Origin of the sequence: Mucilaginibacter sp., assembly GCF_964263795.1 — a bacterium.
Lineage (GTDB): Bacteria > Bacteroidota > Bacteroidia > Sphingobacteriales > Sphingobacteriaceae > Mucilaginibacter.
Genome location: NZ_CAXVWK010000004.1, coordinates 1 through 22,845 on the forward strand (window position 1 = coordinate 1; position 22,845 = coordinate 22,845).

The window sequence follows — 22,845 nt, forward strand, 5'->3', positions numbered from 1 at the left end:
GAAGGCGACCTGGTGTTTTTTGATTTTGACGGTAAGCAGTACAGCCATGTTGGTGTTTATCTGCAAAACGGCTACTTTGTGCATGCCAGCACCCGCAAAGGGGTTATGATTGCCCGCTTACACGATAACGGCATTTACAAATACTTTTCGCGCGGTGGCTCTATTACCGATCCTACAACATCGGCGCAAAACGATTAATTTATTGGCGGTTGTTCAGAAGGATTGTCAACGGTGATGATCGCTTTCTGTTTTCGGGATTTGAATAATCGTGCCAATAACGGCCCTTCAGCCTTTTTGTCCGGCCGCAGCCGCTTACGAATGATACCAAAGATTGCCGCCCAAGCCAGGAAGCAGTATGACAGTACCTGAGAGTTCAATTTTAAATAATACCCCAAAAAAGTAAGCACGAACAGTACCGGAATGGCGAATAAATTAAACCGCTGTGCATTCCATGCCAGATTAGTTTTTATCTCTCCGGGATTGATGCATAGTTGCTGTGCGTTGCGCACCAGATAGCCTGTAAGCAAAGTCTGGCTGAAAAGGGCGAGCATTACAATCACCATGTAAACATAAAACCCTTCATAGTTGCGGGGGTTAAGCGTTTCGGTCATGACCGATATCCCGAACGGAAACAGCGAGATGAAAAACAGGAATAGCAGATTAAGTACAATCAGCGTATTGGTATAATCTTTTAAATAGCTGAATATTTTAAGATGTTTTGACCAAAACATGCCGGTTATAAAAAACGCAAATATATAGCCGCCAATTTTAGGCAAAAGATCTATGAATACTTCCATCAAGTGCTCGTGGCTTGCATGGCGCAAACCTTCGGGCAATTTAATTTCCAGCACCATGATAGTGATTATAATCGCGAAAACTGCATCGCTGAAAAGGATCACCCGCTCCAGCTGGAATTCCTTTTTTATCTCTTCACGTTCATTTGTATTCATCGCACCATAAAATTTGATAATTTTGTAATATGTCAGCACCTAAAGGCGATTATTCTTTCTGGATAAAATATAAGCGCTACGCAGGTACCGAGATCATGCTTTACCTCATTATGATCATTGGGATCATCCTTGGTATAATCATTTTCAGCTGATCAGTTTTTAACCAGTGTTACGTTGTAATTATCAGCATCCACCACTGTCTGATAAAAATCTACCAGATCCCGGTAGGTACCTTTCTCATACGTTCCTTCTGTAACTTGTAAAATGCGCTTAAATATTAATTTGTTGCCATTTATTGCCATAGATACTTTAAACTTTCCAAATGGCTTATCAACGGCTATATTCAGCATGGCCATATCAGGCCGGTAACCTTCGGGTAGCATGTAAGTGATCTCGTCTTCATCCAGATAGCCGTGATCTATAAAAACAGGATTAACGCGGTTGCGTACATCCCGTATGGTATGAATGGTTCTGTTAAGCGGATTTGCCGAAAAATAAAGCCTCCCATTTTCTGCAGTCGCAAAATCGCGGGATTGGATTTTTAAATTTTCTATAGCCGCAGGTAATTGCTTCTTATCTTGTTTGTAAGTGCACTTTTCAACCTCCAGATTGTTAAAAGCCGTGTAGGTTCGTTGTAATGATTTGACTTGTTCAGCAAGCGGCTCATCCATCAGTTCGGAGTGGTTACCGTATTGTATACCTTTAAAAATTGTTGAAACGTTACCGCTTAACGTCCCCTCGGCATTGATTACAAATGCCGCATTGCGCTGTTGCGTGTTTTGCAGCGAAGGGTACTTTGTAGTATTGATCAGCTTTCCGCCGGTTGGTGTGCATGCCAATACGGTACGGTTATCTGTAAAATCGTCCAAAAAACCGAACGGCATTTTCTGGTCGGTACATTCTACAAATGTGGTGTCATTTTTAAACGGCAGGCAAAGGATGGCATGGTCGGCCTGGTTCATGCTGGCAAAGTCAGTAAGCATGCTTACCCTGTCACTGCCTGATTTTACCATGCAATACCACGAGTCGATATTGGCCGCCTTAAGCAGGGCCTGCGTATAATTCACCAGCGCCTTGCAATCTCCATAGTTTAAATTGTCTACATCCGATGCCGGGAAGGGCTGGTAGCCGCCGATGCCTATCTGTACGCTGATGTAACGGGTTTTGCCCTGCATGTACTCATAGATCTTTTTAGCTTTAAGCTTAGGGTCGGTAATGCCTGCTGTAAGCGTAGTTATCTGCTGAACCGTACCTGCCGGTAGTGCCTGGCGGCCGGCAAGCAGTTTATCGTAACTCCATTGGCCAAGTTGGTTCCAGTTAGTAAAGTTGCCTGTAATGCCTTCATATTTAAAACTTTCCGGTGCTATCTTAACGGTGCTTAAAACCTCATCGCTGTTTGGGCTATAAGGCTCGTATTTAATCGCCTTTAAATTGGCCACCTTCCAGGTGTACGTTTTTAAGCCATCCTTTGTACTGCCAATAGTAACGCCTTGTGGCATATTAATTTCTTTGTACCTGATCTTGAAATCGGGTTTGCATATGAAATTAAACGTGCTTTTCTCTACTGCCAAACCTAAATGTTCATTTGGTTGCCAGTCTTTAAAATTAAGGGATTGTTTCGATCTGATTTCGTACTCATACTCAATTGTATAAGGGTACGAGCCGTTGGAAGGAACGTAATGCTTTACCCGGGAATCTTCAAACAGCGACATTTGGCTGGTGGCGTTAACATCAGAAAACTCTTTTTCGGTAAACTTACCTGTAGCCTGTCCAAACTCGTTGTAAACCATTCCTTTAACATACCTGATCAGATTTGTGCGATTGTGCCACAGTATGATATGTGCAATATCAACACCGTTCTTGTTAAGCACGGTTATCGCCGTTTTAACGTGGTAAATCGTATTATCAGGATCTTTAACCTCAAGGGTTACCTCATTATTACGCATAACTGCGCTGGCATAGGGTAGCAGTTCCTGAGGGATCAGGTTAGCGTTGTATAAGCCCTGTGCACCGGCGGTAAGCGCCAGCATGCAGCTAAATAAGCAAATGTAAAGCGCTCTCATTATTTTTTAGCAAATACTAATTCGGCCTTTTCGGCAGCAACCATTTTATTATAAAACTCTTTTAGGTAGGGGTATTCTTCGGGTGCGTAAATCGACTTACTAAATTGCCGAAGATTAGAAAATTTATAAACACCATCAGCCGATTCAAACATCATAAGAAATTTGCCTCCTTGGTTTGGTAGCGCAATGGCCTGCGTTTGCGGCGAGCTGTCCACCGAGTAACCTTCAGGTAGGTGCAACGTTACTTCATACCAATACTTTGATGGCATGCCCCAGTCTACAGGGTAATTACGTTCCTCCAATTTAAAAGGGTTGTTGGTGATCCTGTCGAATAAAAATGGATTAATGGCAAGGCGGGCGTGGTTGATATTATCAAACGCATCTATTTCTACTTCATATTCTTCGCGCAGGGGCATATCAAGTGTATCCAGGTTAACAATGCTGGATTTCAGGATTCGGATCTTGCCAAGCCGCTCGTCAAGATTTTCTACGTATTCATCAACTGTGTTGAATTTTTTAATCGCTTTGCGTTTTTCGTAACCCTGATAACCGCCAGAGTAAGTGATCACCTTGCCTTTAAGTTTACCGTTTGGCATTAGGGTAAGATCGAGTGCGCTGCTCATGTTCTTTGTTTCCGATGCGGCAAGATCTATCCAATAAGAAGGTTTATCCAGGCTCATTACCCGGCCCTGATCGTTCAGGCAGTGTAAAGGCAGCATACCAAATGCCAGCATCGGGTCGGTAGCATCCAGCAAATAAGTTGTACCATCAATAACCGCCCGGGCAATTACATAGTCAAATTCATCTTCTACAGGGTACAGTTTATTGATTTTTCCATTTTGACGGGTAGATAGTAATACAGCCTCGGCAAGGATACCGGCTGCATTAAGCCCGGTTACCAGTGTAAGGTTGACATCCGCAGCATTTCCGGTGTGGTTGTCCAGCGCTTTGCGAATGCCCTCATAACTGCCACGGGTGTTACCTCCGTTCCACTTAATGTTTTTTTGAACGTATGCGTAAACCGCTTTAGCCTTATTTAAATCACCTGTTTTGCCGGCAATCGACGGGCCTATGTAGGTTTTAAGCAAATCTTTTTTGCGCAGCTGGGCGCCAAAATAATCAGAATGTTTAAGGTTATAGTCAATGTCTTTCCACTCTCGTGTCACCATTATCTTTGCTCCGGTACTTAAATTAGTGTACTCCGACAGGTTGAAATACATGGCCGATATAAAGTTTTTAGGGGATGTCATGTAATCTTCCTGTGTAAAGGCAGGGATATTTTCCATACCATATGTCATGTGCGAGCAGTCGCATTCAGAGCCGTGCCTGCTGAAGCAACTTTTTTCAACGTTCTGTACATTTTTAGTAAGCGGTAGTTTGCCCCTCAATAAGATGTTATATGACCAAAATGCCGGGATATGGACTTCATACACAGATGCTATTTTAGGAATATCGTCCTGAAAGTGCCAGGCCTGAAATTTATCCCAATATGGTGTGGTAACGCGATACTTGTATTCTATAATGGCACCGGCGCGCAGGTTAGGCAAAGCAAACTTTTTGGCGCTCCAGTATTTATTTTCTTTTGTGCTGAAAATTTTTGACGGGTCAAGTTCGGCGGTTTGTACATTGCCGTTGTCATCCTTGTAGGTAGTAATGGCTTTAATATCATCCACAAACTCCCAGTTATCGCTATCGGCAGTGTAGAACGGAATTTCAATAGTGCCTTTATCAAAAGCTTTGTTGTCTAATATCTTGATCTTTACATGGTATTCGTAGACTATTTTTACAGCATCATCGGCCATTACATTCATGCTCGATGTACCGTATTCGTTAAGGACCACGGCATGGGCACTGGTATCGCCTTCGTAACGCTTCATGTCCATTTCCTTTTGGCTGTAATTACCATAGGCAAAGTTTTGAGCGGACGCAGTTAGAGAAAATGCGCTTAAAATAAGCAAGCTAAGTAGAGGTTTAATCATATTGTAATACAGTTATTAGGGTGCTATGAATATAATAATTTCCTGCGTTTTAATTAATCAAAAAAATTTGTTCCGAATATTTTTAAGACCTTTGCCTGCTATATTCGTCATTAGTAAAAATGAAATTAAAATTAAAGCGGCCTCTTGCCTTTTTTGACTTGGAAACCACCGGTACAAATATCGGCGTTGACCGTATTGTAGAGATCTCTGTTATTAAACTGCACCCCGATGGTACCGACGAAGTAGGCACATGGAGGGTACATCCCGGAATTCCCATCCCGTTAGAGTCGTCATTGGTGCATGGTATTTATGATGAACACATTAAAGATGAGAAGCGCTTTAAAGAACTGGGTAACCATATTGCCGAATTTATAGGTGATGCCGACCTGGCAGGGTATAATTCTAACAAGTTTGATATCCCGATGCTGATGGAAGAATTTTTACGCGCCGGGGTAGATTTTGACCTGGAGAACCGCCATTTTGTAGATGTGCAGAACATTTTTCACCAGATGGAGCAGCGTACGTTAAAGGCAGCCTATCAGTTTTATTGCGATAAACAGATTGTTAACGCACACTCGGCCGAGGCGGACACCCGTGCCACTATGGAAGTGCTGCTTGCCCAGATAGAGCGTTACGAAAACCAGGAGTGGGAAGATAAAAAAGGCAATAAAAGCATGCCGGTTATAGGCGATGTTGAGGCGCTGCACAAATTTACCAACCTAAGCCGCCCGGTTGATTTTGCCGGCCGTATGGTTTATAATGAAGACGGGGAAGAACTGATAAACTTTGGTAAACATAAAGGCAAAAGGGTAGAGGATGTGCTAAACGCTGAACCAAGCTATTACTCTTGGATGATGCAGGGCGATTTTCCGCTTTATACTAAACGCAAGCTGGAAGAGATCTATAAGCGCTGGAACGCCAAAAAGGTTGCCGAACGCCAGCAAAACCGTCCCGCACAAAAACCTTTGGCAGTTAATGCCGATCAGCAAAAACCTGTTGAGGCCGTTAAACCGATTTATCAAAACAACAGCCCGAAAAGCAGCCCGCAGCTAAATAATCAACCCTACAAAAAGAAAGAAGAACCCGCTAAACCTGTAGACGATGACATGCTGAAACAGCTGGCCATGAAGTTCGGAAAAGGATAATTATTAAAAAGACCAGTTGCTGATTATAGGTCTGTCGCCACTTTAACCATACCTTTTTGGATTAGTTAGGGTATAAGTTTGATCAAGTCAGGGTTAGCCGAATGAATAACAAACAGTTGAGAAATACAATCGCCGGAGTAATTTCCGGACTAGTTGCTTATTCTGCGATTGGTAAACTTGGATTGTACCTTCTTCAACTCAGTTGGGCTGAATACGCCGTACACAACACCGATAAAAAGTACACTGTTACAATGCTTCTGGCCAGATTAGTTATGGGGATGCTGGCTGCAATAGCTGCCGGTATCATATGTGCTATACTGGCTAAAGATAAAGGAAAAAGCGCCTGGCTGGTTAGTGTAATCGTGTTTTTAGTTGCTGCTTATATCCATTTACTTACAGCTGTGTGGATGGAATATCCTGTTTGGTACCATTTTACATATTTGCTGCCGATAATTCCAACTATAATGTTGAGCCATCATCTTGCTAAAGCAATTGCTTTTAGGCAAAAGGGCTGAGCTTTTTATCGGCTTTGTACTTACTTTACAAAAATGATATTATTCACCCTGAAAGGTAATTGGGTTGTGCTTTAAAAATTCTATATTCCTTCTCAAGCCATCGAATTTTGTCCGTTTTACCGCTGAGTTTTTAAACACTTTTTGAAATACATCAGTGGTGATATCCTCCCAGTCCTGCTTTTTTAAGCCGTGAAGATCCGGGTGGGGAGTAAAGGCCGGCTCACTATGCAGTACCGAGAAACGATTCCAGGGGCATACATCCTGGCAAATATCGCATCCAAACATCCAGTTGTCCATTTTTCCCTTAAATTCAGCAGGGATCTCGTTCTTAAGTTCGATAGTAAGATAAGATATACATCTGCTGCCATCAACCACGTACGGGCCAACAATGGCATCTGTGGGGCAGGCGTCAATGCAGCGTGTACAGCTGCCGCAGTGGTCGGCTGTTGGGGCAATATCATATTCCAGTTCAATATCTACAATCAATTCTGCCAGGAAAAAGTATGACCCTTTCTGCTTGCTGATGAGATTGGAATTTTTTCCTATCCATCCGAGCCCCGCCTTTTTAGCCCAGGCCTTATCCAGCACCGGTGCCGAATCTACAAAAGCCCGTCCGCCCACCTGGCCAATTTTTTCGTTGATCACCTGCATCAGCAGCTTTAATTTGTCTTTAATGACGCTGTGATAATCGGCACCATAAGCATACTTCGATATTTTGGGTGCAAGGGGGTCGGTTTGCAGGCTGTCATTGTAATAATTTAACCCCAGCGAAATTACCGACTTGGCATCATCAACTAAAAGCCGCGGGTCAAGGCGCTTGTCAAAGTGGTTTTCCATGTATTGCATTTCGCCATGCATGCCCTTTTTTAACCACATTTCCAGCCGGGGAGCCTCCTCTTCTAAAAACTCAGCTTTGGAGATACCACAAAACAAAAAGCCCAGGTTTTGAGCCTCGGTTTTAATTATTGCTGAATATGCCGACTGATTTTGATGCATTTATGCAAAGATACAACATGAGTTGGTTTTAAATATGGGCCACCAGGTGTTGGTTAATCTAAAACTGGTATGATTTTTTATATAGTTTGTAAAATTGTTTATAAGGACTAATTCAGATGCATTCCGATTTCTTGTTACTGGTAAATCTAAAAGGGTTCCCGCTTAGTGAATAGAGTGAAGCTATTAAATTGATTACAAACAAAGATTAATAAACACAATTATAAATACAAACTATGGAAAGTACATTATCAGGATTTGACAGGGCAAACGGCCAGGGCGCAAATCACGACATAAAAGGTAACGTTGAAAACGCGGGTAATGAAACCGTGAAACGTGAAAGCGGTGACGAGAACGAAAACAACGATCTTGCCAAAGAAATACCGACAGTAACGCCGGAAAACGATACGCCGCTACCTGAAAACGGTGATGCAGCCCCAAATAGCGAAACAACCGTTCCGGAAAACAACACACCAGAGTTGGAAAACCCCACCGACCAAAGCCCATCTAATAAAGGGCAGGGCCCGGCCGGCGAAAATTTATAACTAACAAAAAGCCCCTCTTTTTTAAGAGGGGCTTTTTGTTAGGTTAATGCTGGTTACTTAGCATGATACAAGCGCGGATTAGCATAGGTAGCCTCGCTTGCTATCTTATTATTTTTGATCTTGAAAATGCTGCAATAACGTTGATCGAAACGGATAGTGCTATTGAACTTTTCTTTCAGCCCGACAGCATCGTATTCAATAACAATGGTCGAATCTGTTACGACCATGTTGTCCACAAGATACTTAGCGTCGGGCGATACATAAAACACCTGATAATACAATTGGTCGGCGCCTTGCGGGCCGAAAATTACCCCATCCCAGTCAGAACTGGTGATACGCGCTTTGCTATCATACTGCGCCACCAGGCCCTTTAAATCGTGCGCATTCAGCATTTGTACATGCTCATTAATTACTTGTTTTGCTGCTATCGATGGGTCGAGCTTGGTATCGACCTGGTTGCTTTGACAGCTTGCAAAAACAAAGACGAAAAGGAGCACAGCAAAATAGGCAGTTTTTCTTAAGATCATGCAACGCACTATTAGAAGCTGTTTCTTACGCTGTTACCGAAGGTTTTGGTGCTCCAATAACCACTGTCTAAAATGCGTCTTACGGTCATCAACGGATAATCCGGATCGCGTTTGTCTGCTAACTGAAAGGCCATTTTAAATCCTTTTTTCTCAAATTCCGGCAGGACTGGTTTTTTCCAGATACCGAACGGGTAGGCAAAATAATCAATCTTTTTGCCGGTTATCTCCTCCAGCTTTTTAGTTGGCTTATCTATCTGGGTTACCCAATCGTCAACAGGCCTTTCGGTAACCTTACCGTTCTTGCCGATTATCTTTAAGGTAGCATTATGTGAATATTTATCTACGCGGTGGTGGTCCCAGGTGTGGCTGCCAATAACGTTACCTGCATCTGAAAGCGCTTTAACATTTTCGGCTGTCATATAGTGCGGCCGGCCGATAGATACCGTCATAACAAAAAATACGCCTTTAAAGCCATACTTTTTCATTTCGGGCCACGCAATGGTGTATTGGTCGATGTCTGTATCATCAAACGTAAGCATGATAGGTTTTTTTGGCAACGGTGCACCGGTAGTCAGAAAATTGTAAAGCTGATCTGGCAGGATGGTGTGGTAGCCGCTGTCGGCAAGCATTTTCATGTGTTCTTTGAAAGCCGAAATTTGTACAATATAATCTTTAGCGTTTTTGGAATCGGAAGATCGCCAATCGCGAATTTGGTGGTAACATACAATAGGTACTTGTTTGCGGCCCATAATGGCCGCCTTATCTATCTTAACATTTTGCAAACGCGCAACCGGTGCCTCGGCTTTTACTTCTGATGCTATTGGATCTGAACCGTTAGCGGCACCTTTATCTGCCGAGGGTTTGCTCTGGCACGAAACAATACCGATAATGCCTATTAATGAAAGGGCGAAAACTTGTTTTAACATACACAAAGGGGTGTTTTTTATAAATTGAATGATGCGCTAAAATAGAATAATTATACAGCAAACGACAAAGCGTTGGCAAATAATTATAGTTACAATTAAAGCACAATGCGCTTGTTTTCGGCGATTGATCTTTTAGCTGCATCCAGTATCACCATCACCATCATATTGTATTTCAATGATGACCTGTCTGTTAACCCGATGAGGCGGTTTTGTACAACGGTTTGCAGGTAGCTAATGGGGTTATCCATCGGAGGTATTATATTATCGGCAATTTTTACGGTAGAAGATGCCTGGTTTAATCTTGACACGATGTTTTTGCTATCAAGGGCGTGCATATAGCCGTCGTCGCCAAACACCTCCAGGTCCTTTATGGAAAATGGCCAGTTCCATGATGCTTCAATAATACCGGTCGCGGTTGGATATTCAATCATAACCGTAACATCATCCTCTACCTTTGGGTAAGCCTGCAATTTAAAATGGCGGGCAACCGCGGTAACAGCTATAGGTTTTTGCCCTTCCATCAGCCAGGTCATCAGGTCGGCACCGTAACAGCCAAAATCTATCAGGGCGCCACCACCGTTAAGTTCCGGGTCTGTTAGCCAGCTTATAAATTCTTTGCTGCACTTAATTTCTTTTGGCCCCTGGTGTCCATCGTGCACAATTATTTTACGGATGGTACCCAGGCTATCATTAGCTGCCATATTGTAAACGTGCTGATAGGATGGGTACCAGGTGGTTTCGTAATTGGTGAGCACTTTGATATAATACTTTAACGACAAAAATTCCATCCTTCTGGCTTGCGCAAGGGTAGCAGCCAAGGGTTTCTCTACCATTACGGATATGCCAAGGGGGGCACATATTTCTACTACATCAATATGTTTAGCAACCGGGTTAAAGCCCAACACAGCGTCGGGCTTTTTCTCGGTAGCCATTTTTTTAAGGTCATCGTAAAAGAGGGAATCGGGTAGTTGGTATTGTTGCTTGTAACGGGCACGCAGTTCTTTATTAGGTTCGGCAATGCCTACAATGTTTACCAGCCCTTGTTTGTATTGATTTAAAACATTGTGAACATGATCATGCGACAGCCCCGCAATGCCTAACTTAAGGTTGCTTAACATTGGCATCTTTTTCAGATGCCCGTCTAACGCCATATAATTAGTACTATCTTTTACAGCAGGCCGTGTTTGAGCAGCTGCCGTAAATACCACGATACTTAATAAGACGGTAATAAAGCGTAACCTTAATAGTTTAAGCATATTTATTTTTCTGTAGATAGTGAGTAGGGTACTGCCGAATCTTTTGTTCCTCTTGTTTTGTTAGGGACGGACGACATGTTAAAATTCAACACGCCACCTTGTAACAGAGCGCTATGGCTTAACCAGTTATTGTCATAAACTTTGCCATTTACGTTCAGGGCATTTACATACTTGTTAGATGCACTGTTGTTTGGTGAATTAATCACAACGGTTTTACCGTTTTCCAAATTAAGGGTGATCTTCTTAAACAGCGGTGCGCCTAATACGTATTGATCACTGGCAGGGGTGACCGGGTAAAAGCCCATTGCCGAAAACACGTACCAGGCAGATGTTTGCCCGTTATCTTCGTCTCCGCAGTAGCCATCCGGCGTTGCTTTGTACAATTTATCCATTACCTGGCGAACATGCAGCTGGGTTTTCCATGGCTCGCCGGCATAGTTATAAAGGTACGTCATGTGCTGAATAGGCTGGTTACCGTGTGCATATTGGCCCATACCGGCTATTTGCATTTCGCGGATCTCGTGGATCACTTCGCCGTAATAGCTATCATCAAAAGTAGGAGGCATTGTCCATATCGAATCCAGCTTAGCTACAAATTTAGGTTTGCCACCCATTAGGTTTATCAGGCCCTGTATGTCATGAAAAACGCTCCAGGTGTAGTGCAGGCTATTACCCTCAGTAAAGGCATCGCCCCATTTAAACGGACTAAACGGCGATTGAAATTGGCCATCTTTGTTCTTTCCACGCATCCAGCCAGATTTTGGGTCGTACAGGTTTTTGTAGTTCATACTACGCTTTTTGTACACATCAGTTTCTGATGCGGGGCGGCCCAAAGCTTTACCTAATTTGTAGATGGTAAAGTCGTCATAAGCGTACTCTAACGTACGGGCTGCATTTTCGTTGATTTTAACGTCGTAAGGTACGTAGCCTAATTTGTTGTAATAATCTACACCGTCGCGGCCGGTTGCTGCAGGGCCATCGTTATTGGCTCCATGTATTAAAGCGGTGTACAGAGTATTAATATCGTACCCACGACCGCCCTTAATATAAGCGTCAGATACCACAGCAGCCGAGTTGTTACCGATCATTACATTTGAATAACCGGGGCTGCTCCACTCGGGCAACCATCCACCTTCTTTGTAATCGTTCACAAGGCCCAACTGCATTTCTTTATTGATGGACGGATAAACTAAATTCAGGAAAGGGTACAGCGCACGGAAGGTATCCCAAAAGCCGGTACCTGCAAATTTATAGCCGGGTAAAACTTCACCGCTTTGCGCACTCCAGTGTACTGGCTGGCCCTTGGCATCAATCTCATACATTTTATTAGGGAAGAAAAGCATCCTGTAAAGGCATGAATAGAAGGTACGTACCTGATCTACTGTGCCGCCTTCTACCGCTAAACGGCTCAGGGTTTTGTTCCAGCTGGTTTTTGCCTTTTGTTCTGTAATGTCGAAGCTATCGGTACCAACCTCACGCCTTAAGCTTATCTCTGCCTGCTCCTGGCTGATGAACGAAGATGCCACACGAAGATGCACTTTTTCGCCTTTGGCGGTCTTAAAGCCAACTACAGCCATTACATGCTTGGCGTTAAGTTCCAGATCTGATGTTAGCGTGGTGTCGTTATAAACCTGTGTAACAGCTATCGGCTTATCTACATAAATAACAAAGTAGTTTTTGAAGTTTTTAAGCGGCCCGCGGGCATATTTAGTAGAATAACCTACAATTTTACGTTCGCCGGGGATTACTTTTATGTATGATCCTTTATCAAGCGCATCTATCACTATGAATGAACTGTCAGATTTTGGATAGGTGAACCTGAACTGGGCGGCGCGTTCAGTAGCTGTCATTTCTGTTGTTACATCATGGTCGGCCAGGTAAACGCTGTAATAGTATGGCTTTGAAATTTCTGCCTTGTGCGAGAACCAGCTGGCCCGCCCGGTTTGCGAAACCTTCAGCTTACCTGTTAGCGGCATTATTGCAAACTGACCGTAATCGTTCATCCACGGTGATGGCTGGTGAGTTTGTTTAAAGCCGTTGATCTTATAGGAGTCATAAGTATACTGCCAGCCGTCGCCCATCTTACCGGTTTGGGGTGTCCAAAAATTCATTCCCCATGGCACAGCAACAGCGGGGTAGGTGTTGCCGTTACTTAAATCATATTTTGATTGTGTACCCATTAGCGGGTTTATCCATTCAACAGGGTCGGTTACTTTATTAACCATTTGGGCGAATGAATGTGCGGTAAATAAGATGGCTGATAAAAAAAGGAAACTTTTTTTCATGGATAAGAACTTAACTTGATATTATATAACACAATTGACGGTAAATATAAAAGACTGGCAGTTACTGCCAGTCTTTTATATTGATTTTGTTACCAACCTGTGTTTTGCGTCAGGTTTTTGTTGGTATTTATCTCTCGCTGTGGTATCGGCCACAGATAGTATTGCGCTTTCATGGTTACGCCCTGCTCATTTGGAGTGGAGGTTGCTTCACCGAAAGTGTTGTTAACAACGTTATAGATCTTATGCGTACGCTGGATATCGAAATAAGCTTTATCCTCGTAAGCAAGTTCATGGTAGCGCTCTCTCCAAACCGCCTCCCTGAACTGATCTTTGGTTAGGGTAGTTAACAAGGCTGGTAGTTTTGCTCTTGCCCTAATGGCGTTAACCTGTGCGAATGCTTTTGTGTTAGGGCCGCTCACCTCGTTAATCGCTTCTGCGTAGATCAGCATAGCTTCGGGCAGGCGCAGGAAAGTCCAGTTTTCATCACTAATACCGCTGCCGTTAGCACTCTCTACATGGAAGTATTTGTATAAGGCATGCGAACCGAATACTACCGTTTTAGTAGCATCGCCATACTGCGGATAGCTGGAGAAATAGAACTGGCGCTCCTGGGTGCGCAAGTCGCCGGTTTCGTAGCTGTTGAAGAATTGGTTAGTTGGAATCATAGCACCCAGGTGATCGCCGTAAGCACCAACAGGTAAGTTAAATGGCACAGTAAGCTGTGGGATAGCATTATCCCTAACACCTACCAGGTACTGGCTCTGGAAGATCAGCTCGCCCTGGTTTTTATGTGCATTATCATGCAGGAATGCATAATCTGTAAACAGACTGTATGATGGCAGTACTAATTCTGCAGTGGCGGCCGCTTTAGCATAGTTTTCTGTTTTGTTAAGCGGGAAACCGGCTGTTGTTAAGTAAACGCTTGCCAGCAAAGTGTTTACTGCTCCTGTAGAAACCCTTCCTGTTTGGTCTGTAGCAGGCAGGCCAGCGGCGGCTGCAGTGGTCAAATCGGCTATGATAAGGTCATATACCGATGCAACAGGATTGCGTGAAGGGTACAGGTCAGGATCGTTAACGGCTACCGGCTTGGTGATTAATGGCACATCGCCATATAACCTAACCAGGTGATAGTAAAAGAAAGCCCTTAGAAAATAAACTTCGCCTAAAAGTTTCTTTTTATCAGCGTCAGTCATTGAAATTTGCGGGATTTGCTCCAACGCCAGATTAGCCTGAGCAATAGCATTGTAACTACCGCGCCATACAGTTTCAAAACCCGGGTTTACGGCATCGGTACGCTGGTTAATTACGTTGCTGTTATTAACGCTTTGGCCTAAAGACGTAGCGTGACCGGCAAATAATTCCATGGTTATAAAAGGGCTTTCGCCATAAGCATCGCCATTTTGAAAAAAGTATAACGAGGTGTAAATACCATTAACAAAGGTACGGGCCTGAGACGCGTTCTGGAAATAGCTGCCCTTTACAAAGTTGCTGTTATTCTTTTCGTCCAGGTACTTTTTACAGCTGCTTACCGAAGCTGTAAGGATCAATAACAAAAAACCGATCCTATATTTTTTTAAGTTAATTTTCATACTGTATATGTTTAACATTAATTAAAAACTTGCGTTTAGTCCCAATAAAAATACCCGTGGTTTTGGATAATCGAAGAACTGGATGTTTTGGGTAAAGTTGCTGGAACCGTTATAAGTTGATACCTCAGGATCATAACCAGAGTACTTAGTTATAACGAACAGGTTTTGGGCCTGTGCATATAACCTCAATCGGCTTAAGCTTATCTTTTTAACCAGGTTATCGGCAAAGTTGTAACCTAATGTTACCGAACGGCCCCTTATGAAATTACCGTTTTCTACCTTGGTCGAATAAATTTCGGTTTGGTAGCGTACATAAGCAGGTCGGCTTTCGGCAATGTTAGTGTTTTGGTTAGTTGGTGTCCAAGCATTTAACACGGTAGCGTAGCTGTTAGCCTGGCCAATACGGTCTTGCGCAGAGTGTTGTGTTAAGTTCATGATCTGGTTGCCGTAATTAAACTGCAACTCAATACCTAAGTCAAAACTTTTGTAATTAAAGTTGTTGGTAAAGGTTCCGTATCCTTTGGGGATAGAGCGGCCTAAAACAACTTTATCATCTGCGGATACACGGCCATCGCCATTAGTATCCTGAATCTTTAGGTCGCCTGGTAAAAGACCGTAGGTGGCGGCCTGGGTAGCTTCTGCCGTGCCCCATGTACCCAGTACTTTGTATCCGTAGAACGAGCCGGCAGGTAAGCCAACACGCATCAGGTTAAACTGAGACAGGAAAACAGGGTTAAGGAATATGTCGTCATTAGACTCACCCAGCGCAAGGATCTTGTTAGCGATGAAAGAGATATTGAACGACGAGTTCCAGCCGAAATTATCACTCTTAACGTTAACGGTGTTCAGCGTAAACTCTAAACCTGTATTTTGCAATTTACCGGTGTTCTTAAATACGCTGGTAAAACCGCTGGTTTCCGGAAGGGGAGCGTTAAGTAACAGGGCTTGAGTTTTTTTCAGATAGGCATCGGCCTCTAAAGTAACACGGTTATTAAATAACCCTAATGATAAACCTAAGTCGTACTCAGCTGTTTTTTCCCATTGAAGCTCTTCGTTACCAATGCTGGTTTGGTTAGTACCTATTGCCTGCGAACCACCGAAAACGTAGTTGGTGGTATTGATATTAGCAAGCGACTGGTATTGACCGATCTCGGAGTTACCTGTCAAACCATAGCTCAGCCTGAATTTCAAGTCAGAGATAGTTTTGTTGTCCTTCAGGAAATCTTCCTGCGATACCCTCCATGCAAAAGCAGCAGATGGGAAGAAACCATATTTAACATTCTGACCGAAACGCGATGAACCGTCTGTACGGCCGGTTACGGTTAACAAATAACGCTCGTTGTAATTGTAGTTGATACGGCCGTAGTATGACTGCATTTGCCATGCAGTATACCCAGATGAGGGTAAACCCGGGATAGAACCTGCACCTAAGTTGTAATAAGAGTAAAAGTTATCACTCAGGTTACGGGTAGATGCCCCAACGCTTAATTGCTGGAAATTCTGACGCTCGGTACCTAAAACCACATTTAACTTGTGTATTTTATTGAAAGTGGTGTTATAGGTAAAGTAGTTTTGCCATTGCCAAAATGTATTGTTATCCTCGTTAATGCTGGCCGAGCTGTAGCTTTGGTCGGCAGTTGGGCCGCCTACTAAACCACTTGCTGAATTTGGATAGTAATTAGCCTGATTCGTTACCCCAATTACGGTGCGGAACTCTAATCCCTTGAACAGGTTGATGTTTGCGTAACCGTTACCGCTAAAAATACGCAGTTTGCGCAATTGCTGTATTTCTGTAGTTTGTGCAACAGGGTTATCGCCGCCTTCTAAATTTGGATAGTCGGTACGTTTACCATAAGTGCCATCCGGATATTTAATTGGAATAAAAGCCGGCATTTCTATCATCGTACGCGGGATGTTGTTACCACCGGTACCATAGTTACCCAGGCGCTGGTCCTGTGTATTGTAATTTAAGGTAGCACCAATTTTTAACCATGGTTTCACCTGGTTGTCAACCGTTAAACGCGCGTTGTAGCGTTTTAAAAAGCTATTAAGAATAATACCCTGATCGTCTGCATAGTTTAAAAACAAACCGTAATTAATGTTTTCAGAGCCGCCGGTTACCGAAAGGTTATGGTTTTGGCTGTAGGCAGTGCGGGTTGTTGCGTCCTGCCAGTCCACATCATACAAAGGGTTAAGATTGCTGTCGAACAGTTTTCCAATGAGGGCGGTACGCTGTGTTATAGGGTTGCGGCTGGTATAGTTCCCTGCTGCCCAACCTGCCGGATCATATTTTTGGATGTTAGCATAAGCCTGGTCTTCAATATCCATAAACTGCCTTGCATTCAACACCGGGATCTTCTTGGCCATTTTGCTTACGCTTGCATAAGCATCATAGCTAACCACGCTCGGCCTGTTTTTAGCGCCGCGTTTAGTGGTTACTAAAATTACACCGTTGGCACCGCGTGTACCGTAAATAGCTGTTGATGATGCATCCTTCAATACATCTATGCTGGCAATATCATTTGGGTTGATTGAGTTACCGCCTGCTGTCCAAACAATACCGTCAACTACGTATAACGGATCGGTATTGGTGTTGATAGAGCTGTAACCACGAATACGGATCTTGGTATCGCCACCCGGCTCGCCCGAGTTAACAGAAACGTTTACACCGGCAATTTTACCGGCCAGTTCCTGCTCCAGGTTAGTTTGCGGGCGCTCTTGTAAGGTTTTAGCACTTACGCTACCTACAGAACCGGTCAGGTCCACACGTTTTTGTGTACCGTAACCTACTACCACAACCTCGTTAAGGGCTTTGGGTACTTCGGCCAAAACCACGTCAATAGTTGTACGGTTATTTACAGGAAACTCCTGCGTAGTATAACCAATAAAGGTAAATACCAACGAACCGCCGCCATCAGGCAGCGTTAGTTTGTACTTACCGGTAGCATCGGTAGTGGTACCTATGGTTGTACCTTTTAGCCTTACATTTACGCCAGGCAACGGACCTTTGGCATCGGTAACGGTACCTGTTACGTCAACAGCCTGTACGGCAACGCTGGTTTCGTCTTTTTTGCGTACAACAATGGTTTCGTCAAAAATACGGTAGGTAAGGGGCTGGTCTTTAAAGGCCTTGTCTAATGCATCCGTAAGTGCCATGTTGGTCACATCAATGTTAAAGGCATTCGCTTTAGCAACGTCGCGCTTTTCATACATGAAGTGGTAGCCGGTTTGTTTTTCAATTAAGCGCAAAACCTTGGCAACTGAAGTGTTCTTTTCTTTAAGTGATACAATCTGGCTGTAGCCGGTAGCGCTAACGTTGGTGAGTGCTGCAATTATTAAAATAGCAGTAAGTTTCATAACCAAAATAATTTTGGAAAGTTTAGACCACACCTTAGGCATAGTCTTAGAATTAAAATTCATAAGTTTGTTGAGTTTGGGTTAAACATTAAGTTTCAATTCGTCGATTGTGATGGCAGGTGAACCCAGATAAGTAGCCGGGAAAGTGGGTCGAAACACTTCCCGGTTTTTTTATGCGCTATTGTGCGTTATGTATAAAAAGGTGCACAATGGGGCTCGCCATGAGGGGTCTAACTTGCTCGATGTACTTCTTCCGTCATGTTGTGTTTTTTAAAGGTGAATAATTGGTATATTGATGTTGATTTTTGGCATTTTAATTATCAGTCCACAATAATATTTTTTCCTTCTATGTGCAGCTTAACGCCAGAATAGTCGAGCATTTTAAGCAGCGCAGATGCTTTCACATTTCTGGACAAGTGACCATTCAGCTCTTTATCGGGCATTTTGCCTTTGTAAGTTACCTCTACGTCGTACCAGCGCGATGCCTGGCGTAGTATTACGTCGATCCCGGCATCGGTAAATTGAAAAATTCCATATCGCCATGCGACAACATCTTCAACATCGATGTTTGATGTAACATTGGTATTGCCCGCAGCATTAACCTGCGCCTGCTGACCCGGTTTTAATTTGTATGTTGAGGCACCGCTTTTGATATTTACCGCGCCCTCCAGCAACGTAGTTTTCATCAGGGCCTCGTCATCATAGGCCATTACGTTAAAATGCGTACCCAAAACTTCGATTTCTGCCCGGGGGGTTTTAACCTTGAACGGCATCAGTTTGTTTTTTGTTACCTCAAAATAGGCCTCGCCTGTAATTTCAACATTACGCTGGTTACCGGTGAAGCGGGTAGGGAACCGTAAAGACGACGCTGCATTAAGCCAAACCTTGGTTCCATCCGGCAATATTACCTGGTACTCGCCGCCCCGCGGGGTAGAGATGGTGTTGACAGATGGTGCGGTATTGGCTTCAGCAAGTTTAGATAGATTGTACACCAGCTGGCCATCTGCAGTTTTGCTTACTACTGTGCTTCCTTGCCTTGCAACGGTGCCATTATGGGCATTATCAAGCACAATAGTTTTACCATCGGCAAGTGTTAATATAGCCCTCGTGCCGCCTGGTAAGGCATCGTGCTGTAAAGGTTTCCTCTTTGCAAGAGCCTCGTTATTATTTAAATTCTTAATTGTAATAAACTTGTAAACGCCCAAACTTAACACCACTAAAACAACAGCCGCAGCAGTAAGCTTTAACCACTGACTCTTTTGGCCTGAGCGTTTCTGTATCGCAAAATTGCTTTGAGCATTTAAAATGTTCTTTAGGATCTGATCTGTTTGATTGGCGTTGAAAACCGGTTCCGCCAGATTTAATTCATCCCAGGCGGTGTGGATAAGGCTATATAACTTTTCATCCTGTTTGCCGGCGGCAATAACAGCAAATAACTCATCGCGCTCCTGTTGGGTAGCGGTTTTGTTATAATAGCAGTCAAAAAGGTACGATAACCTTTCGCGGGATGTATCCATTTTAATGTTTTTCGATAACTGGTAGTGTAGGGCCAGGGATGCCTTGTAATAGTAAGACACCAAACTGAATTAAAAAGGGGGTATAGCTTTTTAAATAATTATAAAAAAAGTACCGCGATTAAAATTAGCGGTGCAATATTGTGGTTGGATTGCACAAAGTTTGTGATAGACATAGTGGCCACCTGCAGGTATTTTTTTACCGTTTCGCGCGACAAGCCCATTTTGCGGGCAATTTCGTCATACTTCAGGCGGTCGTGACGGCTCAATAAATAAACTTTCTGTTGTTGAGGCGGTAAGTGGTCAATAGCTTCGTCAAGTAAATGATAGTATTCATTTTGTTCTGCCAGATCAGGCGTTTCTAAAACAACCGCGTTATCCTCTATATGCAATTGCAGTAAACGTTGTTTAGCCAATTTACGCAGGCAATTAAGCGCATGGTTTTTAGACAGTACAAAAAGATAAGCCCTGAAATTATCGACATTGCTGAGTGCTTCACGATTGAGCCAGATCTTTAGAAAGGTATCCTGGACAACTTCTTCAGCCAGTTCCATTGATTCGGTTATGCGGTAAATGTGCGTACCCAATTGCTGATGGTAAGTTTTGAAAAGTTCGCTAAAAGCGTACTCATCGCCACGGGCCACCTGCAAGAGTAAATCTTTTTCGCAAGGTAAAACCGACTCAGACATAGGTAGTATTTGGTAGGGGCAAGTAAGCAAAAAAACAGGGTAGCTGCAACCAAATAATGCCTAAATGTTAAAAATATTTCGTGATGTGTAATTATAACACATTTATAACTAGTTGATTAGCAATCTATTAATACCAAATTAACATTTAAAAAGTTTTGAGTTCTTCTTAAAACAACGAGGGATTACCACCAAGTTTTATCTTACCAAGGTGCCTGTAAGCGCTCTCTGTAGCCTCGCGACCGCGTGCAGTACGCATTAAAAACCCTTCCTGGATTAAAAATGGTTCGTAAACTTCTTCTATAGTACCCTCTTCTTCACCCACTGCGGTTGCAATGGTTTTTAAGCCAACAGGGCCACCTTTAAACTTATCGATGATAGTAGCGAGGATCTTGTTATCCATCTCGTCCAGGCCGTGCTCATCAACGTTAAGGGCGTTAAGGGCGTACTGGGCTATTGCAGTGTCAATATTACCGTCGCCTTTTATCTGGGCAAAATCGCGCGTGCGGCGCAGCAGGGCGTTGGCAATACGTGGGGTACCACGACTGCGCCGGGCAATTTCATAAGCCCCCTCGTCGCTTATCGGCGTACGCAATATCGCTGCCGACCTTAATACGATTGTAGTTAACAGTTTGGCATCGTAATATTCCAGCCTGCTGTTAATTCCAAACCGTGCTCTTAAAGGTGCCGTTAGTAAACCCGAACGGGTAGTAGCGCCCACTAGCGTAAAAGGGTTCAGCGAGATTTGTACCGAACGGGCATTGGGGCCGCTCTCCAGCATAATATCTATCTTGAAATCTTCCATGGCCGAGTACAGGTACTCTTCAACCAACGGGCTTAACCGGTGGATCTCATCAATGAAAAGAATGTCGCCGGTTTCGAGGTTAGTAAGCAGGCCTGCCAAATCTCCGGGTTTGTCCAGCACCGGGCCCGAGGTGATCTTTATACCCACGCCCATTTCATTAGCAATTATATGAGATAGGGTGGTTTTCCCTAAACCCGGAGGGCCGTGCAGCAACACATGGTCAAGCGCCTCGCCGCGCTGGCGGGCAGCCTGTACAAAAATGCGCAGATTAGCCAATATTTTATGCTGACCGGTGAAGTCTTCAAAAGCCTGCGGCCGCAATACTTTTTCTATATCACGTTCGGTAGGTGAAAGGTTCTCACGATCCGGGTCGAGGTTTTCATTCATTGCCAACGAAATTAGTATTTTTTTAGGAAATGTTAGGACAAGCGGTAAAAATCAGGAACGTCCTCTTAGCATAGTAAGCTTAATTATTGGCTTAATTTACCTTAAGAAAATCAATGCTAAAAACTTGAAGAGATAGGTAAAAAGTATCTGAAAGTAGATCTGAAGCAAAAGTTCTCTATCTAGCTTTTGAATCAAGCGCTTTTTGGGTATTTACGAAACCAGCTGTTCATTTTCATCTGCAGCACTCCAAAAACAGCTTCTCTAAAAATCCCTTTAGACATTTTCGAGGTGCCTACGGTCCGGTCGGTGAAAATGATGGGGATCTCCGCAACTTTAAAGCCATGCTGTATGGTTGTGAACTTCATTTCGATCTGGAAGGCATACCCAACAAATTTTATTTTATCTAATTCTATTTCTTCCAATACCTTTCGTTTGTAACACATAAATCCGGCTGTTGAGTCCTGGATTACGATCCCTGTAATAAACCGCACATATACGGATGCGAAGTAACTCATTAGCACCCGGCTCATTGGCCAGTTGACCACATTAACCCCTTTAATATACCTGGAACCGATAGCGGCATCGGCTCCGTCGATACAGGCCTGGCGCAGGCGAAGCAAGTCGTCCGGGTTGTGAGAAAAGTCGGCATCCATTTCAAACACATAATCGTAGTGTTTTTCTATAGCCCATTTAAACCCATGGATATAGGCAGTGCCTAATCCTAATTTTCCGCTTCGTTCAACAAGAAAAAGTCGCTCGCCGTAATCACGCTGTAAAGCCTTAATAATGTTGCCCGTACCATCAGGAGAGCCGTCGTCAACAATTAGCAGGTGAAAATCATGGGGTAAAGAAAATACCTTATGAATCATCCGCTCAATGTTTTCTTTTTCGTTATACGTGGGTATAATTACAATACTATCAGGCACTTAAGGCAGAATTTAAAAGATGCAGGTAAAATGTTGCCGCTAAAATAATTGAAAATACAACTGCTTTAAAATAAAATAGCAGGAAAGTGTGCTACTTTCCTGCTTTTAATGGTAATATTTTGCTTACAAGTTATTTATCTTCTGCTTTAACCTCGTTATCAATATAAGGGTCGGTAATGTAGTTTCTTTCCTTAAGTCGTGGCGAAATGATGAAAAATAAGATGATAAATACACCTATAAATGCTACGAAAAACCACTCGTAATTGGCACCTTTTAAGTTTGTAGCCCACCAGCCGCCGCCTTCGATCATGCCGTTAACAAGGGCCGTGATCAGGTTTCCGAACGACACAACCAAAAACCAAATGCCCGACATTGTGCTTTTCATTGATTTTGGAGA

The 22,845-nt window shown here is 43.4% G+C and carries 19 protein-coding genes and 1 pseudogene; 5 read left to right on the top strand and 15 right to left on the bottom strand.

The genetic code is table 11. From position 1 onward, the window contains the following. Positions 1–198, top strand: a 198-nt coding sequence (locus ACE5CV_RS00220; protein WP_374948135.1) for an NlpC/P60 family protein, incomplete at its 5' end; no start/stop codon positions are given. On the opposite strand, the gene ACE5CV_RS00225 is transcribed toward ACE5CV_RS00220, so the two are convergent. Next, positions 195–950 (bottom strand): TMEM175 family protein, encoded by a 756-nt coding sequence (locus tag ACE5CV_RS00225; protein ID WP_374948136.1) that lies wholly within the window; start codon positions 948–950, stop codon positions 195–197. The genes ACE5CV_RS00220 and ACE5CV_RS00225 overlap by 4 nt on opposite strands. 29 nt (positions 951–979) lie before the next feature. On the opposite strand from ACE5CV_RS00225, the gene ACE5CV_RS00230 reads away from it, so the two are divergent. Then, the gene (locus ACE5CV_RS00230) at positions 980–1,102 is read left to right on the top strand and encodes a hypothetical protein (protein WP_374948137.1); all 123 of its coding nucleotides are present in this window, start codon (positions 980–982) and stop codon (positions 1,100–1,102) included. Here ACE5CV_RS00230 and ACE5CV_RS00235 read toward each other — a convergent pair whose 3' ends face one another. Together ACE5CV_RS00235 and ACE5CV_RS00240 are read right to left on the bottom strand one after the other, a co-directional pair. Next, positions 1,103–3,013 carry a DUF3857 domain-containing protein gene (locus tag ACE5CV_RS00235; protein ID WP_374948138.1) on the bottom strand — a complete coding sequence of 637 codons (1,911 nt, stop codon included), beginning with the start codon at positions 3,011–3,013 and terminating at the stop codon, positions 1,103–1,105. Next, a complete protein-coding gene (locus ACE5CV_RS00240; protein WP_374948139.1) occupies positions 3,013–4,992 on the bottom strand; it encodes a DUF3857 domain-containing protein in 1,980 nt (659 codons plus the stop codon). Before ACE5CV_RS00240 ends, ACE5CV_RS00235 begins: the two co-directional genes overlap by 1 nt. Positions 4,993–5,111: 119 nt before the next feature. On the opposite strand from ACE5CV_RS00240, the gene ACE5CV_RS00245 reads away from it, so the two are divergent. Beyond that, entirely contained in the window at positions 5,112–6,137 is a 1,026-nt protein-coding gene (locus tag ACE5CV_RS00245; protein ID WP_374948140.1) for an exonuclease domain-containing protein, read from the top strand. 101 nt (positions 6,138–6,238) lie between these two features. Beyond that, on the top strand, positions 6,239–6,652 hold the full coding sequence (locus ACE5CV_RS00250; RefSeq protein WP_374948141.1) for a hypothetical protein: 414 nt from the start codon (positions 6,239–6,241) through the stop codon (positions 6,650–6,652). Positions 6,653–6,691: 39 nt separating this feature from the next. On the opposite strand, the gene queG is transcribed toward ACE5CV_RS00250, so the two are convergent. Next, entirely contained in the window at positions 6,692–7,648 is a 957-nt protein-coding gene (gene queG, locus ACE5CV_RS00255) for a tRNA epoxyqueuosine(34) reductase QueG (protein WP_374948142.1), read from the bottom strand. A gap of 233 nt (positions 7,649–7,881) precedes the next feature. On the opposite strand from queG, the gene ACE5CV_RS00260 reads away from it, so the two are divergent. Further along, positions 7,882–8,190, top strand: coding sequence for a hypothetical protein (locus ACE5CV_RS00260; RefSeq protein ID WP_374948143.1), 309 nt, complete (start codon positions 7,882–7,884; stop codon positions 8,188–8,190). A 53-nt stretch (positions 8,191–8,243) separates the two neighbouring features. On the opposite strand, the gene ACE5CV_RS00265 is transcribed toward ACE5CV_RS00260, so the two are convergent. The 11 genes and pseudogenes from ACE5CV_RS00265 to ACE5CV_RS00315 form a co-directional block, all read right to left on the bottom strand. Beyond that, the gene (locus tag ACE5CV_RS00265; protein ID WP_374948144.1) at positions 8,244–8,717 is read right to left on the bottom strand and encodes a nuclear transport factor 2 family protein; all 474 of its coding nucleotides are present in this window, start codon (positions 8,715–8,717) and stop codon (positions 8,244–8,246) included. An 11-nt stretch (positions 8,718–8,728) separates the two neighbouring features. Then, positions 8,729–9,643 carry a polysaccharide deacetylase family protein gene (locus tag ACE5CV_RS00270; protein ID WP_374948145.1) on the bottom strand — a complete coding sequence of 305 codons (915 nt, stop codon included), beginning with the start codon at positions 9,641–9,643 and terminating at the stop codon, positions 8,729–8,731. 95 nt (positions 9,644–9,738) lie between these two features. Next, positions 9,739–10,899, bottom strand: coding sequence for a Gfo/Idh/MocA family protein (locus ACE5CV_RS00275; RefSeq protein WP_374948146.1), 1,161 nt, complete (start codon positions 10,897–10,899; stop codon positions 9,739–9,741). 2 nt (positions 10,900–10,901) lie between these two features. Then, positions 10,902–13,184 carry a GH92 family glycosyl hydrolase gene (locus ACE5CV_RS00280; RefSeq protein ID WP_374948147.1) on the bottom strand — a complete coding sequence of 761 codons (2,283 nt, stop codon included), beginning with the start codon at positions 13,182–13,184 and terminating at the stop codon, positions 10,902–10,904. Between the two features lie 89 nt (positions 13,185–13,273). Beyond that, complete coding sequence (locus ACE5CV_RS00285; RefSeq protein WP_374948148.1) at positions 13,274–14,773, bottom strand: RagB/SusD family nutrient uptake outer membrane protein; 1,500 nt, start codon at positions 14,771–14,773, stop codon at positions 13,274–13,276. A gap of 21 nt (positions 14,774–14,794) precedes the next feature. Further along, on the bottom strand, positions 14,795–18,130 hold the full coding sequence (locus ACE5CV_RS00290; protein ID WP_374948149.1) for a TonB-dependent receptor: 3,336 nt from the start codon (positions 18,128–18,130) through the stop codon (positions 14,795–14,797). Positions 18,131–18,450: 320 nt separating this feature from the next. Beyond that, on the bottom strand, positions 18,451–19,647 hold the full coding sequence (locus tag ACE5CV_RS00295; protein WP_374948150.1) for a FecR family protein: 1,197 nt from the start codon (positions 19,645–19,647) through the stop codon (positions 18,451–18,453). Between the two features lie 98 nt (positions 19,648–19,745). After that, positions 19,746–20,333, bottom strand: a complete 588-nt coding sequence (locus ACE5CV_RS00300; protein ID WP_374948151.1) for an RNA polymerase sigma factor — start codon at positions 20,331–20,333, stop codon at positions 19,746–19,748. Between the two features lie 166 nt (positions 20,334–20,499). Further along, on the bottom strand, positions 20,500–21,522 hold the full coding sequence (gene ruvB, locus ACE5CV_RS00305) for a Holliday junction branch migration DNA helicase RuvB (protein WP_374948152.1): 1,023 nt from the start codon (positions 21,520–21,522) through the stop codon (positions 20,500–20,502). A 191-nt stretch (positions 21,523–21,713) separates the two neighbouring features. Next, positions 21,714–22,448 carry a polyprenol monophosphomannose synthase gene (locus tag ACE5CV_RS00310; protein WP_374948153.1) on the bottom strand — a complete coding sequence of 245 codons (735 nt, stop codon included), beginning with the start codon at positions 22,446–22,448 and terminating at the stop codon, positions 21,714–21,716. A gap of 130 nt (positions 22,449–22,578) precedes the next feature. Next, positions 22,579–22,845: pseudogene (locus tag ACE5CV_RS00315) on the bottom strand (MFS transporter); the annotation flags it as partial.